Raw genomic sequence first — 18,001 nt, 5'->3', positions numbered from 1 at the left:
CCTGCGGTGGGGGATGCCTCCAGCTTCCCGCCCGCCGCGCGCCGATTCCTCGTCGCCGATGACGAATGCCGGCCGGCCGCCCTGCATCCTTCGATGTACGGGCCCGGCCGAAAAGGCGGCCGCGATGGCGACGCCGTCCCCCGCCGCAGCCTGTTGGATGGTCATGTGAGCCTCAAGATCCCGCCACCGCACCGCGACGACGTACTGCTCGCCGTGGCCAGCGTGGCCGCCGGCCTGGTCCTGTGGTCGCTCGGGGTGCACAGCTCCCCCGGGCGGGACCTGTTGCCCGCCTGGGCGGCGCTGGTTCCGCTCCTCGCCCTCGGCCCGATGGAGCTGCTGCGCCGCAGCATGCCCCGGGTGACCCTGGCGGTCGGCACGGCCGGGCTGATCGCCGACCAGTTCACCGTGGGGAACCTGGGCACCGTCCTGATCTTCACCGACCTGATGTACGCGGCCGTGGTCTACGGCAAACCGGCCATGGCCCGCCGCCTCCCGGTCCAGACCGGCCTGATCACCGTCGCCGTGACCATCGCCGCCGTGGCCTGGCTGCGCACCCCGCAGGCCCTGCTGATCGGCGTGGTCACCGGCATCGTGAGCTTCGGTCCGGCACTGACCGGGGCCACCCTGCGCAACCACCGCGAGGCCGCCATCGCCGCCCGGCTGCGCGCGGAGCAGACCGCGCTGCTGGCCGAAATGGACCGGTCGCAGGCGGTCGTCGCCGAGCGGGCCCGGATGGCCCGCGAACTGCACGACATGGTGGCCAACCACCTCTCCGCCATCGCCATCCACTCCACCGCGGCTCTGTCCATCGACTCCCCCGCCACCAGCCGCGAGGCGCTCGGGGTGATCCGGGAGAACAGCGTCCAGGGACTGGCCGAGATGCGCCGCCTGATCGGGCTGCTGCGGGACGCGGGCGCCGGGCAGGAGGCCGTCGCCACGCCCTCGCTGGACGGCCTGGACGCCCTGCTGGAGCAGGCCCGTACGAACGGGGCCGCGAGCGGGCTGGACTTCGTACTCCGTGACGACCGGCCGTCCGGGGAGCCCCTGCCCGCCCCCGTGGAACTGGCGGCGTACCGGATCGTCCAGGAGTCGGTGACCAACGCCCTCAAGCACGCCGCCCCCGGCACGGTCACCGTCCGGCTGGCCCGCGAGGCCCCCGGAGCCGGGTCCCGGGGCGCGGCCAGGGGCGGGGCAGGCGCGCTGCGGGTGGCGGTCGACTCCCCCTACGGGGACCGCCCCGGCCCCCGCGCCCCCGGCTCCGGCGCCGGTCTGATCGGCATGCGCGAGCGGACGGAACTGCTCGGCGGGGCATTCGAAGCGGGCCGCGCGGACGCGGTCTGGCGGGTCCGGGCGACGCTGCCCGCGGAAGAAGAGGCGGTACGGGCGTGACGATCAGGGTCGTGGTGGCGGAGGACCAGAGCGCGGTACGGGCGGGGCTGGTCCTGATCCTGCGCAGCGCCGGGGACATGGAGGTGGCCGGCGAGGCCGCGGACGGGGAGGAGGCCGTGCGCCTGGCCCGCGAGCTGCGGCCCGACCTGGTGCTCATGGACGTGCAGATGCCCCGGCTGGACGGGGTGTCGGCGACCCGCCAGGTGGTCGCGGAGGGCCTGGCCGACGTGCTCGTGCTGACCACCTTCGACCACGACGAGTACGTCTTCGGCGCCCTGCGCGCGGGCGCGGCGGGCTTCCTGCTGAAGGACGCGGACGCGGCGGAGCTGATCGGGGCGGTACGGACCGTCGCGCGCGGGGAGGGCCTGATCTCACCGGCGGTGACCCGGCGGCTGATCGCGGAGTTCGCGGACCCCTCGCCCGTACGGGTCCCCGTACCGGCGACGGTGCGATCGCTGACCCCGCGCGAGCGGGAGGTGCTGGCGTGCCTGGGCGAGGGGCTGTCGAACGCGGAGATCGCGGTGCGCCTGGAGATGGCGGAGGCCACGGCGAAGACCCACGTCAGCCGGGTGCTGGGCAAGCTGGAGCTGCGCAGCCGGGTCCAAGCCGCCGTTCTGGCACAGGAGTTGGGGATCTAGCCGAATCCGGCCGGAAATGAATCCGAGGCTGCTACGGGAGGTCTGGACCTCTTGACGGTTGGTCCAGACCTTTCTACTCTCACGCACAACTGTGGTGAGCATGCCATGACAAAACGTCACGGCAGCGCTCACGGGCGGCGCAGGTCCCACCCCCATGCAGCGGCCGTCCCCACGTCCGCTGCGGACCTCGGAGGAGCACCCTTGAGCACAGCACCCCCACGACGCGCACCGCTGTTTCGAAGAGTCGCGGCCGCACTGGCCGTCCTCACCCTGCCCGTCGCCGGACTCGTGGCCCTCGCCGGTCCCGCCGAGGCGGCCGCCTCGGCCACCGCGACGTACACCAAGGTCTCCGACTGGGGCTCCGGCTTCGAGGGCAAGTGGACGGTGAAGAACACCGGCACGACCACCCTCAACAGCTGGACCGTGGAGTGGGACTACCCGGCCGGCACCGCCGTGACCTCCGCCTGGGACGCCACCGTCACCAGCTCGGGCACCCACTGGACCGGCAAGAACGTCGGCTGGAACGGGACCCTCGCCCCCGGCGCCACCGTCAGCTTCGGCTTCAACGGCACCGGCGCCGGCTCCCCCAGCGGCTGCAAGATCAACGGCGGCACCTGCGACGGCGGCACCACCCCCACCGACAACCCGCCCAGCGCCCCCGGCACCCCCACGGCCAGCGGCGTCACGGACACCGGACTGACCCTCGGCTGGGCCGCGGCCACCGACGACAAGGGCGTCAAGAACTACGACGTCTTCCGCGGCGGCGCCAAGATCGCCACCGTCACCAGCCCCTCCTACACCGACTCGGGCCTGACCAAGGGAACCGCCTACACCTACACGGTCACCGCCCGCGACACCATCGACCAGACCGGCCCCTCCTCCGGCGCCCTCACGGTGACCACCACCGGCGGCGGCGGAACCGACCCCGGCGACCCCGGCACCCCGGGAGCCGCTGTCAAGCTCGGCTACTTCACGAACTGGGGCGTCTACCAGCGCAACTACCACGTGAAGAACCTGGTCACCTCCGGCACCGCCGCGAAGATCACGCACATCAACTACGCCTTCGGCAACGTCCAGGGCGGCAAGTGCACGATCGGTGACGCCTACGCCGACTACCAGAAGACCTACGACGCGGGCTCCAGCGTCTCCGGCACCGCCGACACCTGGGACCAGCCGGTCGCGGGCAACTTCAACCAGCTGCGCCAGCTGAAGAAGAAGTACCCGAACATCAAGGTCCTCTACTCCTTCGGCGGCTGGACCTGGTCCGGCGGCTTCGGCCAGGCCGCGGCCAACCCGGCCGCCTTCGCCCAGTCCTGCTACGACCTGGTCGAGGACCCGCGCTGGGCCGACGTCTTCGACGGCATCGACATCGACTGGGAGTACCCGAACGCCTGCGGCCTGTCCTGCGACACCAGCGGGGCCGCCTCCCTGAAGAACGTCCTCTCCGCGCTGCGCACGAAGTTCGGCAGCAGCAACCTGGTCACCGCCGCGATCTCCGCCGACGGCTCCAACGGCGGCAAGCTCGACGCGGCCGACTACGCGGGCGCCGCCCAGTACGTCGACTTCTACAACGTCATGACCTACGACTTCTTCGGCGCCTGGGCGGCGCAGGGCCCGACGGCCCCGCACTCCCCGCTCACCTCGTACACCGGCATCCCGATCGCCGGATTCAACTCCGAGGCCGCGATCACCAAGCTCAAGGGCAAGGGCATCGCCGGCTCCAAGCTCAACCTCGGCATCGGCTTCTACGGCCGCGGCTGGACCGGCGTCACCCAGGCCACGCCCGGCGGCACCGCCACCGGACCGGCCCCGGGCACCTACGAGCAGGGCATCGAGGACTACAAGGTCCTCAAGAACAGCTGCCCCTCGACCGGCACCGTCGCCGGCACGGCCTACGCCAAGTGCGGCAGCAACTGGTGGAGCTACGACACCCCCGCCACCATCGCCTCGAAGACGACCTGGACGAAGCAGCAGGGCCTGCGGGGAGCCTTCTACTGGGAGTTCAGCGGCGACACGTCGAACGGCGAGCTCGCGACCGCGGTCTCCGCCGGCCTCTCGTAACCCCTGAACGCTCCGCCCGGTGAAGGACGAAGCCGGGGAGACGGGTCCGCCCCCGTCTCCCCGGCTTCGCGCCGCTGCGCCGGACTCCGTCCGGCGGGGGCGGCCCGGAGGCGGCGCCCCTCAGGCGACGTTCAGGCGACGTTCACCCGCTGCCCGGGCGGAGCGGCCTCCAGCCAGGCCAGGAAACCGGTCAGCGCGTCCTCGCTCATCGCCAGCTCCAGGCGGGTGCCGCGGTGCAGACAGCCGAGTACGACGGCGTCGGAGAGCAGGGCCAGCTCCTCCTCGCCCTCGGGCGCACGGCGGGCCACGACCTCGATGGAGGACCGCTCCAGCAGCCGGCGCGGCCGCGGGGAGTAGCTGAAGACACGGAACCAGTCGATGCGGTCACCGCTGTAGCGCGCGACCCCGTACACCCAGCCCTTGCCGGAGACGTCCGGTTCCTCGGACACGCCCCAGCGCATGCTGCAGTCGAAGGTGCCGCCGGAGCGCTGGATCAGCCTGCGGCGCAGCCCGAACACAAACAGCCCGATCACCACCAGGGCTACTACGACCAGGCCGCTCACAAGCAGAGCGAGGAGCATCTTTCACCGACCTCCTCGCTCATCGAATACCCAAACCGAAAAACGGACCCGCATCGCCTCAGCCGCGACCCGGTCCGGAAAATTCCGGAACAGGCCGCGGCTGAGGTGTAAAACTCTTACCAGCTTCGGGGCTCAGCGCCCCGAAACCGCGCGCAGCCGGACATCGGCGCGACGCTCGGAGGCCGAATCGGTCTCCGACTTCGCGCGCTCCAGTGCCCGCTCCGCCCGCTCGACGTCGATCTCGTCGGCAAGCTCGGCGATCTCGGCCAGCAGCGACAACTTGTTGTCCGCGAACGAGATGAATCCGCCGTGCACCGCGGCGACAACAGTGTTGCCGTCCGTGGTACGGATGGTCACCGGGCCCGATTCCAGCACACCGAGAAGCGGCTGGTGACCGGGCATGACGCCGATGTCGCCGGACGTGGTGCGGGCGACAACCAGGGTGGCCTCGCCGGACCAGACATTCCGGTCCGCCGCGACCAGCTCGACGTGCAGCTCAGCAGCCATGGTGGCTCCTCGGGTCACCACCCGGCGGGATGGCCGGGTGTTGGGTCAAATTCTAATGGGCGTGAGGAGAGGGACGGGACACACCCGCCCCTCTCCGTCAGTCAGCTGTGCTCACGGATGAGCGCGGCTTCAGGAGACGCCCAGCTCCTTGGCGTTCGCCTTCAGGTCCTCGATGCCACCGCACAGGAAGAACGCCTGCTCGGGGAAGTGGTCGTAGTCTCCGTCGCAGATCGCGTTGAAGGCCACGATCGACTCGTCGAGCGGAACGTCCGAACCGTCGACGCCGGTGAACTGCTTGGCGACGTGCGTGTTCTGCGACAGGAAGCGCTCGACACGACGGGCACGGTGGACAACGAGCTTGTCCTCCTCGCCCAGCTCGTCGATACCGAGGATCGCGATGATGTCCTGGAGGTCCTTGTACTTCTGCAGGATCCCCTTGACGCGCATCGCCGTGGCGTAGTGGTCCGCCGCGATGTACCGCGGGTCGAGGATGCGGGACGTCGAGTCCAGCGGGTCCACGGCCGGGTAGATGCCCTTCTCGGAGATCGGACGGGAAAGAACCGTCGTCGCGTCGAGGTGGGCGAAGGTGGTGGCCGGCGCCGGGTCGGTCAGGTCGTCCGCGGGGACGTAGATCGCCTGCATCGAGGTGATCGAGTGACCGCGGGTCGAGGTGATGCGCTCCTGCAGCAGACCCATCTCGTCAGCCAGGTTCGGCTGGTAACCCACGGCGGACGGCATGCGGCCCAGAAGGGTCGACACCTCCGAACCGGCCTGGGTGTAACGGAAGATGTTGTCGATGAAGAAGAGCACGTCCTGCTTCTGCACATCGCGGAAGTACTCCGCCATGGTCAGACCGGCCAGCGCGACGCGAAGACGCGTGCCCGGGGGCTCGTCCATCTGACCGAAGACGAGCGCCGTCTTGTCGATGACGCCGGACTCGGCCATTTCCTCGATGAGGTCGTTGCCCTCACGGGTACGCTCACCGACGCCCGCGAAGACCGACACACCGTCGTGGTTGTTGGCGACGCGGTAGATCATTTCCTGGATCAGAACGGTCTTGCCGACACCGGCACCACCGAACAGACCGATCTTTCCACCCTTGACGTACGGGGTGAGAAGGTCGATGACCTTGACGCCGGTCTCGAACATCTCGGTCTTCGACTCGAGCTCGTCGAAGCGGGGCGCCTTGCGGTGGATCGGCCAGCGCTCGGTGACGTTGGCGTTCTCCTCCGGGTAGTTCAGCACCTCACCGAGGGTGTTGAACACCTTGCCCTTGGTGAAGTCACCGACGGGGACGGTGATGCCCTCGCCCGTGTCGGTCACCGGGGCCTGGCGGACCAGACCGTCGGTCGGCTGCATCGAGATGGTACGGACGAGGCCGTCACCCAGGTGCTGCGCGACCTCGAGGGTCAGGGTCTTGAGCTTGCCGTCCTCGGCCGGGTCGGCGACCTGGACCTTGAGGGCGTTGTAGATCTCGGGCATGGCGTCGACGGGGAACTCCACGTCGACGACCGGGCCGATGACCCGGGCGACGCGGCCCGTGGCGGCGGCCGTCTCAACAGTGGTCGTCATTACTTGTCACTCCCCGCGGTCGCGTCAGCCATGGCGCTCGCGCCACCGACGATCTCGCTGATTTCCTGGGTGATTTCGGCCTGGCGGGCCGCGTTGGCAAGCCGGGAGAGGCTCTTGATGAGATCCCCGGCGTTGTCGGTAGCCGACTTCATCGCGCGGCGGCGGGCGGCGTGCTCGGAAGCGGCCGACTGCAGCAGTGCGTTGTAGATGCGGCTCTCGACGTAGCGCGGCAGAAGGGCGTCGAGGACGTCCTCCGCCGACGGCTCGAAGTCGAACAGCGGAAGGATCTCGCCCTTCGCACCGCCCTCTTCTTCGACCTTGTCGAGGCTGAGCGGCAGCATCCGGCCGTCCACCGCGTTCTGCGTCATCATCGACACGAATTCCGTGTAGACGATGTGCAGCTCGTCGACGCCACCCTCGGCCGTGTCCTGCTGGATGGCCTCGATCAGCGGCGCCGCGACGCGCTTGGCGTCGGCGTAGGCCGGGCTGTCGGTGAAGCCGGTCCACGACTCCGCGACCTTGCGCTCGCGGAAGCCGAAGTAGGCCACACCCTTACGGCCGACGATGTAGGTGTCGACCTCCTTGCCCTCGCCGCGCAGCCGCTCGGTGAGCCGCTCCGCCTGCTTGATGGCGTTCGAGGAGTAGCCGCCGGCCAGACCGCGGTCGCTCGTGATGAGCACGATCGCGGCGCGCACCGGCGCCTCGACCTCCGTGGTCAGGGCGTGCTTGGTGTTCGAACCGGTCGCCACCGCGGTCACCGCACGGGTGAGCTCGGTCGCGTACGGCATCGACGCCGCCACCTTGCGCTGCGCCTTGACGATGCGCGAGGCGGCGATCATCTCCATCGCCTTGGTGATCTTCTTGGTCGCCGTGATGGCACGGATGCGACGCTTGTAGACCCGGAGCTGCGCTCCCATGAGTCAGGTCCCTTCCGTCGTCACTTGGAGACGTTGACGGCCGGTACGTCCTCGCCCAGGAGCTTGCCGTCCGAGGTCTCGAACTGCCGCTTGAAGTTGGCGATGGCGTCGGCGATGGACGTCAGGGTGTCGTCCGACATCTTGCCGCCGTCCGCGATGGAGGTGAGGAGCTCCTTGCGCTCGAGGCGCAGGTGGTCCAGCAGCTCCGACTCGAAGCGACGGATGTCGTTGACCGGGACGTCGTCCATCTTGCCGGTGGTGCCGGCCCAGACGGAGACGACCTGCTCCTCGACGGGCATCGGCTGGTACTGGCCCTGCTTCAGCAGCTCCACCAGACGCTTGCCGCGCTCCAGCGAGGCCTTCGACGCGGCGTCCAGGTCGGAACCGAAGGCGGCGAACGCCTCCAGCTCGCGGTACTGGGCGAGGTCCAGGCGCAGACGGCCGGAAACCTGCTTCATGGCCTTGTGCTGGGCCGAGCCACCGACGCGGGAGACCGAGATACCGACGTTCAGCGCCGGGCGCTGGCCCGCGTTGAACAGGTCGGACTCGAGGAAGCACTGGCCGTCGGTGATGGAGATGACGTTGGTCGGGATGAACGCCGACACGTCGTTCGCCTTGGTCTCGACGATCGGCAGACCGGTCATCGAACCGGCACCCATGTCGTCCGAGAGCTTCGCGCAACGCTCCAGCAGACGGGAGTGCAAGTAGAAGACGTCGCCCGGGTAGGCCTCGCGGCCCGGCGGACGGCGCAGCAGCAGCGACACGGCGCGGTAGGCGTCGGCCTGCTTCGACAGGTCGTCGAAGATGATCAGGACGTGCTTGCCGGCGTACATCCAGTGCTGGCCGATGGCCGAACCGGTGTACGGCGCCAGGTACTTGAAGCCGGCCGGGTCGGACGCCGGGGCGGCGACGATCGTCGTGTACTCGAGCGCACCGGCGTCTTCCAGGGCGCCGCGAACGGACGCGATGGTCGAGCCCTTCTGGCCGATGGCGACGTAGATGCAGCGAACCTGCTTGTTCACGTCGCCCGAGCGCCAGTTGTCGCGCTGGTTGATGATCGTGTCGACGGCAAGAGCGGTCTTGCCGGTCTGACGGTCACCGATGATCAGCTGACGCTGACCACGGCCGACCGGCACCATCGCGTCGATGGCCTTGTAGCCGGTCTGCATGGGCTCGTGAACCGACTTGCGGATCATGACGCCCGGGGCCTGCAGTTCGAGGGCGCGACGGCCTTCGGTCGCGATCTCGCCGAGGCCGTCGATCGGGTTGCCGAGCGGGTCGACGACGCGGCCGAGGTAACCCTCGCCGACGCCGACGGAGAGCACCTCACCGGTGCGCTGCACCGGCTGGCCCTCCTCGATACCGCTGAACTCGCCGAGGACGACCGCACCGATCTCGCGCTCGTCGAGGTTCAGGGCGAGACCGAGGGTTCCGTCCTCGAACTTCAGCAGTTCGTTCGCCATGGCGGAGGGCAGGCCCTCCACCTTCGCGATGCCGTCGCCGGCAACGCTGACCGTTCCGACCTCCTCGCGCGAGGCCGCGTCCGGCTGGTACGACTGGACAAAGTTCTCCAGTGCGTCCCGGATCTCCTCCGGCCGGATCGTGAGCTCCGCCATCTGGGTTCCCTGCTCTCCTTGTTGGGCCTGAAGCTTCTTAGGGGTCTGGGGGCGACCCCCAGGAATCTTCTGCAAGTTCTGCACGGCCCAACCGGGCCGCTAGGAATGCTTTTTTCTAATGTGTGGCTGGTCAGCCGGCCATGCGGCGCGACGCCTCGGCGATGCGGTCCGCGATGGTGCCGTCGATGACCTCGTCGCCGACCCGCACCGAGATCCCGCCGAGGACCGTGGGGTCCACGTCGAGGTTCAGGTGCATCGGGCGGCCGTACAGCTTGGCCAGCACCGCGCCGAGACGCTGCTTCTGGACGTCGCTGAGCGGAACCGCGGTGGTCACGGTGGCGACCATGCGGCCACGACGCTCGGCGGCGACCTTCGAAAGGGACTCGAGGCCCGCTTCCAGGCTACGTCCACGCGGGTGCGTGACGAGACGCGTGACCAGCCGCTCGGTGACGGCGTTCGCCTTGCCGCCGAGCAGGCTGCGCAGCAGCTGGCTCTTGGCGGCGGCGGTCGCCGACCGGTCGGTCAGTGCTGCGCGCAGCTCGGTGTTCGAGGTGACGATCCGGCCGAACCGGAACAGCTCGTCCTCGACGTCGTCGAGGCCACCGCTCTGCTGGGCCGCGGTGAGGTCGGCGGTGGCCGCCAGGACCTCGAGCGAGTCCACCAGGTCACGGGACTGCGACCAGCGCGACCGGACCATGCCGGACACCAGGTCGAGGGTTTCCCCGCCCACCTGGCCGCCGAGCAGACGGCCGGCCAGCTCGGCCTTGGCCTCGCCGGACTGCGCCGGGTCCGTGATGACCCGACGCAGCGAGACCTCACGGTCGAGCAGCGCGGTGACGGCCGCCAGCTCGCCGGCGAGCTTCGCCGCGTCGACGGACGTGTTGTCCGTCAGCGCGTCGAGACGCTCGCGGGCGGTGGCCAGCGCGTCGCGGCTCGCTCCGTTCATCGGGCGGCCTCGGCCTTCTCCTCGAGCTCGCTGAGGAAGCGGTCGATCGTGCGGCTCTGCCGGGCGTGGTCCTCGAGGGACTCGCCGACAAGCTTTCCGGCCAGGTCGGTGGCGAGCTTGCCCACGTCCTGTCGGAGCGCAGAAGAGGCGGCCTTGCGGTCGGCCTCGATCTGGGCGTGACCGGCAGCGATGATCTCCTCACGCTGCCGCTGGCCCTCTGCGCGGAGTTCTTCCTTGAGCGCAGTGCCCTGCTCCAGCGCATCCTGGCGCAGGCGCGCGGCCTCGTGCCGGGCTTCGGCGAGCTGGGCCTTGTACTGCTCCAGAACGCTCTGAGCCTCGGTCTGAGCGGCCTCAGCCTTCTCGATACCGCCCTCGATGGCCTCGCGACGCTCGTCCAGAACCTTGTTGATGTTCGGGAGGAGCTTCTTCGCGAGGAAACCGAAGACGATGACGAAGGCGATCAGACCGATGACGAGCTCGGGGATCGGCGGGATGAGGGGGTTTTCCACCTCAGCCGCGAGAACCAGGAGGTTCACATCAGTGCCTTTCGTCTAATGGGCTGTTCGTCGAGACCGAAGATCAGGAGCTCGGGTAAACGAACGGCATGACCAGACCGATCAGGGCGAGCGCCTCACAGAAGGCGAAGCCGAGGATCTGGTTGGCGCGGATCAGGCCGGCAGCCTCGGGCTGACGGGCAAGGGCCTGGGTGCCGTTACCGAAGATGATGCCGACGCCGACGCCGGGGCCGATGGCCGCGAGACCGTAACCAACGGAGCTGAGGGAGCCGGTGACGGCGGCAAGGGTCTGGGACATGCCAGTTCTTCCTTCTCTTTCACGGACCGGTGGGGGTTCGCCACCGGACGAATCGGGGGGGCTGAGCGGGGGCGGGCCTGGCTCAGTGGTGCTCGGCGAGCGCGCCCTGCAGGAAGCTGCAGGCCAGGAGGACGAAGACGTACGCCTGGACAGCCTGGATGAAGAGCTCGAAGGCGGTCATCACGATGACCATCACGAACGAGACGCCGGCGTAGGCGATGCCGATGCCGTTCAGCAGGTACCAGCTGGCGATGGTGAACAGCAGCAGCAGGGTGTGACCGGCGAACATGTTCGCGAACAGTCGGACCGCGTGGGTGAACGGGCGGACCAGCACGTTCGAGAAGAACTCGATGAGCATGACCAGCGGGAGAACCGGGCCGAGCGACTTGTCGTAGCCGGTCAGGTTCTTGAAGCCGCCGACGAAGCCGTGACGCTTGAACGTCACGCTCATCCAGATCACGTAGACGATCGCGGCGAGCGCGGCCGGGTACGAGATGATCGACGTCACCGGGAACTGGGCGAGCGGAATGATCGACCAGAGGTTCAGGACCCAGACGAAGAAGAACAGCGAGACCATCAGGGGGACGTACTTCTCGCCCTCCTTCTTGCCAAGCGTCTCGTAGACGATGCCGCGGCGCACGAAGTCGTAGCCGGCCTCCGCCACCATCTGCAGCTTGCCCGGGACGACCTTCGGCTTGCGGAAGGCGGCCCAGAAGAAGGCGACGATGACGACCGTGCCGAGCAGGGCGAGCAGCATCGTCTTGTTGAAGTACGCGTTGCTGTCACCGTCCCCGAAGATCGGCTCGAACAGGAACGAGTGCAGGCCGGGAGCCGGGAATCCACAACCGTCGAAGATGTGGCAATCGGTCTCGAAGGCGAGCACCGTCGTCGGGTCAGCACTCACCGCGGGCTCCTTCAGCGTGGCGCATAGGTACGGCAACCTCGTTGTGTCGGCGCGGCGGACAGCCGCTGTTCGGCACTGGACTGGTGTAACGGATGTGGTGGCGGCGTTCGGGCATCGAGCCTCGCGATGGGACAGGCGTCAGCTCAGATGCCCGCGCCAGCATTGCCACAGTTGAAACCGGACGATAGCAGCATCCCGAACGCGTGCTTATTCCGCCCCTACCCCTCACGGCTTCTGGCCCGAATTTCCGGGCTTGTCGCCCTTCGTCGAGTCAGGTTCGACGTAGAGGATCTTGGCCTTCATATGAGCACGCGCCTGTGCGCCGATCCACACCAGGGTGGTGGCGACGAGCGTGATGGCGAAGGCCCGGGGGTTGAACAGGGTCGTGTTCTTGAACACGGCGAGAAAGACGAAGAGCAACAGGATCTGGACCGTGTAGAGCATCAGCCCCATGGCCTGGAACAAGTGCGGCAGTGATTTCGCCGTGCGCTGCAGTACGAGGAATCCGATGCCCATGAACAGCATCACCACCACGGTCGCGACCACGGCGCCCACGGCCCCCTTGCCACCGGCGACGATCCCACTGATGACGGCGGCGAGAGCGCCGGCGACAGCCGTGGGAACGGCGGATTGCAGGAGGGATCGGACGTCATCTGACCGCATGGCGGTTTGCTCCGCGTGGTGGTGGGGGCACTGGGACTCGTACAGGACGAGCGTAAGCCCGGTCCGAGAGGGAACCTCGGGCCAATGGACCGTCGCACTACGGTCCTTCGGCTCTGTCGCCGGGTTTAGTGAACGGTATCACAAAGTATTTGATGAGAGCTTTACTCGGAGGGTGTGCGGACTGTCACACATGAGAGTGACCCTGCGCGTGTGTGCGCGACACGCAAGTGGGTTGTCTGGTAAAGGGCGTTCATGTCCGACATGCGTGCGGGACGTCAGCGCGAGGATCCGGCCTTACGCCGGTCGGGGAAGCGCGAACGGGGGCCAATGGCAGTCGCGCCGTTGACGCCGGACACTCCCGCCGCGATCGGCCGGGCCGGTTCCGGCTCCGCCGCGGAATCGTCCTGCAGGGCCGCCTCGGCGGCCCGTTCGGCGTGCCGGTAGCGCGGCGGGACCAGTCGCTCCGCCCAGCGCGGGGCCCTCGGGGTGAAGCGCGGCAGCAGGAGCAGCAGCAGGCCCACGGCGCTCAGTGCTGAGATCGCCAGCACGATCCACATCGAGGCCGAATGCACCGAATACGCCACGGTGCCGAAGGCGATCAATCCTGACCAGAAATACATGATGAGCACGGCCCGGCTGTGCGAATGACCGAGTTCCAGCAGCCGGTGGTGCAGGTGTCCGCGGTCCGCGGCGAAAGGCGACTGGCCCTTCCAGGTGCGTCGCACGATGGCCAGGACCAGGTCCGTCATCGGAATCGCGATGATCGTGAGCGGCAGGATCAGCGGGATGAAGACCGGCAGCATCGCGTGGGTCGCATTGCGCTCACCGCCCACGAACAGCGCCATCGCGTCCGGGTCCACCTGCCCGGTGACGGAGATGGCGGCGGCGGCCAGCACCAGGCCGATCAGCATCGAGCCGGAGTCGCCCATGAAGATCCGGGCGGGATGCATGTTGTGCGGCAGGAAGCCGAGGCACATGCCCATCAGGATGGCGGCGAAGAGGGTCGCGGGCGCGGCCGCCTCGATGCCGTAGCCGAACCAGATCCGGTACGCGTAGAGGAAGAACGCGCAGGTCGCGATGCAGACCATGCCGGCGGCGAGGCCGTCGAGGCCGTCCACGAAGTTCACCGCGTTGATGGTGATCACGACGAGGGCCACGGTGAGCAGGTTGCCCTGCCAGGGGGTGAGGGAGACCGTCCCGATGCCCGGGATCGGGATCCACAGGATGGTCAGGCCCTGCATGCACATCACGCCGGCGGAGATCATCTGCGCGCCGAGCTTGATCAGGGCGTCGAGCTCGAACTTGTCGTCCAGTACGCCGACCAGCCAGATCAGGGCCGCCCCGGAGAGCAGCGCCCGCGGCTCGTTCGACAGCTCGAAGACCCCGTTGAGGTTCTGCAGATGGTCCGCGACGAGCAGGCCGGCGCACAGGCCGCCGAACATCGCGATGCCGCCGAGCCGTGGCGTGGGCTCGCGGTGCACGTCGCGGGCGCGGATCTCGGGCATCGCGCCCACGGCGATCGCGAACTTCCGCACGGGCCCGGTGAGTAGATAAGTCACCGCGACCGTGACGCAAAGCGTCAGCAGATATTCACGCACGGGCTGCCCCAGATGTATCGCCGGCCATCTCAGCCCCACACACTAGCTGCGATGTACTCACTGTCGGGGACGCGCAGGGGCGCTATCCCGGTTGCGGTACGTCGTACTTGCCCCGCTTAAACCCCATACGGCGGAAAACTGACCACCAGCTCGTTGACGTCCCTACGGAGCTTCGCGGGTTCCCCGCCGCTCAGCGCGGCCGTGAACAGCTCGGCGATCCTGCCCATCTCCGCCTCCCCCATGCCCTGCGTGGTCACCGCCGCGGTACCGAGGCGGATGCCGCGCTGGTCACCGTACGGAAGGGCGCACGTGTCCAGCACGATGCCGGCGGCGGCCAGCCTGCCCCGGGCGCCCGCGCCGTCGAGGCCCAGCGGTGCGGGGTCGGCGGTGATCAGGTGGGTGTCGGTCCCGCCGGTGGTGATCGCGAACCCGCGGGCGGCGAGCGCGTCGGCCAGGGCGCGGCCGTTGGCGACGACCCGGTGCGCGTAGGAGGTGAAGGCGGGCCCGGCCGCCTCGCCGAAGGCCACGGCCTTGGCGGCGATGGTGTGCATCTGCGGGCCGCCCTGCGTGAAGGGGAACACCGCCCGGTCGATCCGCTCCGCGAACTCGGCCCCGCACAGGATCATCCCGCCGCGCGGACCGCGGAGCACCTTGTGCGTGGTGGCCACGACGATGTCCGCGTACGGAACCGGGCTGGGCGCGGCCCCGCCGGCCACGAGTCCGATGGGGTGGGCGGCGTCGGCGATCAGGAAGGCCCCGACCTCGTCGGCGATCTCCCGGAACACGGAGTACTCGGGGTGCCGCGGATAGGAGATCGACCCGCACACGATGGCCTTGGGCCGGTGCTCGTGCGCGAGCCGCTGCACCGCGGCGTAGTCGACGAGCCCGGTCGCGGCGTCCACTCCGTACCCGACGAAGTGGAACCAGCGCCCGGAGAAATTGGCGGGAGACCCGTGGGTGAGGTGTCCCCCGGAGGTGAGCGCCATGGCCAGAACGGTGTCCCCGGGCCGCAGCAGCGCGGCGTAGGCGGCGAGCACGGCGGCGGATCCGGAGTGCGGCTGCACGTTCGCGTGCTCGGCGCCGAAGAGGGCGCGGGCCCGCTCGACGGCGATCCGCTCGGCGAGGTCGGCGTACTCGCAGCCGCCGTGGTGGCGGGCGCCGGGGTACCCCTCGGCGTACTTGTTGGCGAGCGGCGATCCGAGTGCGGTGAGCACGGCGGGCGAGGTGAAGTTCTCGGCGGCGATCAGCTGCAAGGAACCGGCCTGGCGCTGCGCCTCTCCGGCGAGTACGTCGGCCATCTGCGGATCCTGCTGCCGCAGCAGGTCCATCGGCTCGGTGATGACGCTCATGGCGCGACTCCAGGGGGGTACCGCATACCGGGTACCAGCCACTGTAGGCCGGGCCCGCGCATCCCGCCCTGCGGCGCCGGTCCAGCCTCGCCGGCGTGTGGGCATGTCAGCCGTCCGGCGTTTGAGGACCGGGGTCTGGGGCGGAGCCCCAGGGGGGCCGGGCGCAGCCCGGGGAACGGCGGGTGGGGGACAGCCCCGCAGGGCGACCGCACCCGGCACCGCCGCCTCAGCGGGAAGCCGTGACGCCCGTCAGGGCCGTGACCACGGGGTCCAGCGCCTGGTTGATCTCGTCGCCGATCGAGCGGAAGAAGGTGATCGGCGCCCCGTACGGGTCGTACACCTCATCGGCGTCGGGGGACGGCGCCAGCAGCCAGCCCCGCAGCGCGGCGGCGGCCCGGACCAGCGCACGGGCCCGCTCCACCATCCCGTCCTCCAGCGGCGGCAGCGTCGCCGGGTCTATCGCCCGCACCAGCCGGGTGAACTCCTTCAGGGTGAAGGTGCGCAGCCCCGCCGAGTGCCCCATCGAGATCACCTGGGCGCGGTGGTCGCGGGTGGCGGTCAGGACCAGGTCCGCCCGTATGACGTGCTCGTCCAGGAGTTCCCGGCCGGTGAATCCGGAGGCGTCCGCGCCGAAGTCGGCCAGCACGGCGGCCGCGTTGGCCTCCATGGGCGCGCCCTCGTGGCCCCACGTCCCCGCGCTCTCCACGATCAGGTCGCCGGTGACGGGGCCGCCCAGCCGGTGGGACAGCGCGTGCCGCGTGAGCCGCTCGGTGATGGGCGAGCGGCACACGTTGCCGGTGCTGACGTGGAGTATGCGGAAGGTGCTGTCCCCGGCTATGCCACGCCCCTCAGGGCTCACGGGGCCACCTCGAGGTCGGGTACGACCTCGCGCAGCTGCTCGGCGGTCAGTGCCCCCGCGCGCAGCAGGACGGGAACCTTTCCGGTGACGTCGACGATCGACGAGGGCTGCATACCCGGGGTGGGCCCGCCGTCCAGGTACACGGACACGGAGTCGCCGAGCATCTCGCGGGCCGCGTCGCAGTCCTCCGGGGCCGGGTGTCCGGTCAGGTTCGCCGAGGACACCGCCATCGGGCCGACCTCGGTGAGCAGCTCGATCGCGACGGGGTGCAGGGGCATGCGTACGGCCACGGTGCCGCCGGTCTCGCCCAGGTCCCACGCCAGCGAGGGCTGGTGCTTGGCGACGAGGGTCAGCGCGCCCGGCCAGAAGGCGTCGACGAGCTCCCACGCCTGCTCGGAGAAGTCGGTGACCAGGCCGTGCAGAGTGTTCGGGGAGCCGATGAGGACCGGGGTGGGCATGTTGCGGCCGCGCCCCTTGGCGGCGAGCAGGTCACCGACGGCCTCGGCGCTGAAGGCGTCCGCGCCGATCCCGTACAGGGTGTCGGTGGGCAGCACGACGAGCTCGCCGCGGCGTACGGCGGAGGCGGCTTCGCGCAGGCCCGTCTTGCGGTCCGTCGCGTCGTTGCAGTCGTATCGCCGGGCCATCAGCGGGCCTCCTCGTGCAGCAGGGGGGTGGCGGGAACGCGCGCGCCGACCGCGCCGGTCAGGGCGGTGCCGGTCACGGCATGGCCTTGCGGGCGGTCGCGAAGCGCGGGCGGTTGTTGAGGTCGGGGTGGTCGGCGGCGTCGGCCCAGCCCCGCTCCTCGGCGAAGATCCACGGGACCTGTCCGCCCTGGGTGTCGGCGTGCTCGATGACGACGATGCCGCCGGGACGCAGCAGGCGGTGGGCGGTGCGCTCGATGCCGCGGATGGTGTCGAGGCCGTCCTCGCCGGAGAACAGCGCCATCTCGGGGTCGTGGTCGCGGGCCTCGGGGGCCACGTACTCCCACTCGGTGAGCGGGATGTACGGCGGGTTGGAGATGACCAGGTCGACCTGTCCGTCCAGCTCGGGCAGGGCGCTGAGCGCGTTGCCCTGGTGGACGGTGACCCGGGAGCCCTCGGCGTTCTTACGGGTCCACCGCAGGGCGTCCTCGGACAGCTCCACCGCGTGCACGCGCGAGCGCGGCACCTCCTGCGCCATGGCGAGCGCGATGGCGCCGGAGCCGGTGCAGAGGTCCACGATCAGCGGTTCGACCACGTCCATGGCCCGGACGGCCTGTATGGCCCAGTCCACGACGGACTCGGTCTCGGGCCGGGGTACGAAGACCCCGGGTCCGACCTGGAGCTCCAGGTAGCGGAAGAAGGCGCGGCCGGTGATGTGCTGGAGCGGCTCGCGTGCCTCGCGGCGGGCGACGGCCTCCCAGTACCGGGCGTCGAAGTCCGCGTCCTTGACGTGGTGGAGTTCCCCCCGCTTGACGCCGTGCACGAAGGCCGCGAGCTCCTCCGCGTCGAAACGCGGTGAGGGCACGCCGGCGGCGGCCAGCCGCTGGGTGGCCTGGGCCACCTCGGCAAGCAGCAAGTTCACGCTGGTCCTCCGGGCTGCTGTCGTA

Annotated in this window: 18 protein-coding genes; 3 read left to right on the top strand and 15 right to left on the bottom strand. The window is 69.6% G+C overall.

Annotated features, from left to right (window positions below):
• Positions 1–93: 93 nt before the first annotated feature.
• The 3 genes from ACWCP2_RS05045 to ACWCP2_RS05035 all read left to right on the top strand — a co-directional run bounded on the left by ACWCP2_RS05045 (position 94) and on the right by ACWCP2_RS05035 (position 4,088).
• Positions 94–1,389 carry a sensor histidine kinase gene (locus ACWCP2_RS05045; RefSeq protein ID WP_450907368.1) on the top strand — a complete coding sequence of 432 codons (1,296 nt, stop codon included), beginning with the start codon at positions 94–96 and terminating at the stop codon, positions 1,387–1,389.
• Entirely contained in the window at positions 1,386–2,027 is a 642-nt protein-coding gene (locus ACWCP2_RS05040) for a response regulator (protein ID WP_450907187.1), read from the top strand. Before ACWCP2_RS05045 ends, ACWCP2_RS05040 begins: the two co-directional genes overlap by 4 nt.
• Before the next feature lie 231 nt (positions 2,028–2,258).
• Entirely contained in the window at positions 2,259–4,088 is a 1,830-nt protein-coding gene (locus tag ACWCP2_RS05035) for a glycosyl hydrolase family 18 protein (protein ID WP_450907367.1), read from the top strand.
• A gap of 131 nt (positions 4,089–4,219) precedes the next feature.
• Here ACWCP2_RS05035 and ACWCP2_RS05030 read toward each other — a convergent pair whose 3' ends face one another.
• The 15 genes from ACWCP2_RS05030 to prmC form a co-directional block, all read right to left on the bottom strand.
• A complete protein-coding gene (locus ACWCP2_RS05030; RefSeq protein ID WP_254384253.1) occupies positions 4,220–4,669 on the bottom strand; it encodes a DUF2550 domain-containing protein in 450 nt (149 codons plus the stop codon).
• A gap of 132 nt (positions 4,670–4,801) precedes the next feature.
• Complete coding sequence (locus ACWCP2_RS05025; RefSeq protein ID WP_450907186.1) at positions 4,802–5,176, bottom strand: F0F1 ATP synthase subunit epsilon; 375 nt, start codon at positions 5,174–5,176, stop codon at positions 4,802–4,804.
• A 129-nt stretch (positions 5,177–5,305) separates the two neighbouring features.
• Positions 5,306–6,748: a F0F1 ATP synthase subunit beta gene (gene atpD / locus ACWCP2_RS05020; protein WP_450907185.1), complete on the bottom strand. Its 1,443-nt coding sequence runs from the start codon at positions 6,746–6,748 to the stop codon at positions 5,306–5,308.
• Positions 6,748–7,665: a F0F1 ATP synthase subunit gamma gene (locus ACWCP2_RS05015; RefSeq protein ID WP_450907184.1), complete on the bottom strand. Its 918-nt coding sequence runs from the start codon at positions 7,663–7,665 to the stop codon at positions 6,748–6,750. The genes atpD and ACWCP2_RS05015 overlap by 1 nt, the downstream gene beginning before the upstream one ends.
• Before the next feature lie 20 nt (positions 7,666–7,685).
• Positions 7,686–9,281, bottom strand: a complete 1,596-nt coding sequence (atpA, locus tag ACWCP2_RS05010) for a F0F1 ATP synthase subunit alpha (RefSeq protein ID WP_382970634.1) — start codon at positions 9,279–9,281, stop codon at positions 7,686–7,688.
• Between the two features lie 130 nt (positions 9,282–9,411).
• The gene (locus ACWCP2_RS05005; RefSeq protein ID WP_450907183.1) at positions 9,412–10,227 is read right to left on the bottom strand and encodes a F0F1 ATP synthase subunit delta; all 816 of its coding nucleotides are present in this window, start codon (positions 10,225–10,227) and stop codon (positions 9,412–9,414) included.
• Entirely contained in the window at positions 10,224–10,763 is a 540-nt protein-coding gene (locus ACWCP2_RS05000; protein WP_450907182.1) for a F0F1 ATP synthase subunit B, read from the bottom strand. The genes ACWCP2_RS05005 and ACWCP2_RS05000 overlap by 4 nt, the downstream gene beginning before the upstream one ends.
• Before the next feature lie 43 nt (positions 10,764–10,806).
• Complete coding sequence (gene atpE / locus ACWCP2_RS04995; protein WP_007266589.1) at positions 10,807–11,040, bottom strand: ATP synthase F0 subunit C; 234 nt, start codon at positions 11,038–11,040, stop codon at positions 10,807–10,809.
• 82 nt (positions 11,041–11,122) lie between these two features.
• Entirely contained in the window at positions 11,123–11,959 is an 837-nt protein-coding gene (gene atpB / locus ACWCP2_RS04990; RefSeq protein ID WP_450907366.1) for a F0F1 ATP synthase subunit A, read from the bottom strand.
• Positions 11,960–12,169: 210 nt separating this feature from the next.
• Positions 12,170–12,607: a hypothetical protein gene (locus ACWCP2_RS04985; protein WP_450907181.1), complete on the bottom strand. Its 438-nt coding sequence runs from the start codon at positions 12,605–12,607 to the stop codon at positions 12,170–12,172.
• A 275-nt stretch (positions 12,608–12,882) separates the two neighbouring features.
• Complete coding sequence (locus ACWCP2_RS04980; protein WP_450907365.1) at positions 12,883–14,217, bottom strand: MraY family glycosyltransferase; 1,335 nt, start codon at positions 14,215–14,217, stop codon at positions 12,883–12,885.
• 104 nt (positions 14,218–14,321) lie between these two features.
• Entirely contained in the window at positions 14,322–15,554 is a 1,233-nt protein-coding gene (locus ACWCP2_RS04975) for a serine hydroxymethyltransferase (protein ID WP_450907180.1), read from the bottom strand.
• A gap of 226 nt (positions 15,555–15,780) precedes the next feature.
• Positions 15,781–16,413, bottom strand: coding sequence for an arsenate reductase/protein-tyrosine-phosphatase family protein (locus ACWCP2_RS04970; protein ID WP_266881145.1), 633 nt, complete (start codon positions 16,411–16,413; stop codon positions 15,781–15,783).
• A complete protein-coding gene (locus ACWCP2_RS04965; protein ID WP_327304518.1) occupies positions 16,410–17,057 on the bottom strand; it encodes an L-threonylcarbamoyladenylate synthase in 648 nt (215 codons plus the stop codon). The genes ACWCP2_RS04970 and ACWCP2_RS04965 overlap by 4 nt, the downstream gene beginning before the upstream one ends.
• Positions 17,058–17,130: 73 nt before the next feature.
• The gene (prmC, locus tag ACWCP2_RS04960; RefSeq protein ID WP_384663405.1) at positions 17,131–17,976 is read right to left on the bottom strand and encodes a peptide chain release factor N(5)-glutamine methyltransferase; all 846 of its coding nucleotides are present in this window, start codon (positions 17,974–17,976) and stop codon (positions 17,131–17,133) included.
• Between the last annotated feature and the right edge of the window lie 25 nt (positions 17,977–18,001).

This window comes from Streptomyces sp. NPDC002104 (assembly GCF_053593795.1).
This window is presented reverse-complemented; position numbering and strand designations above follow the sequence as displayed.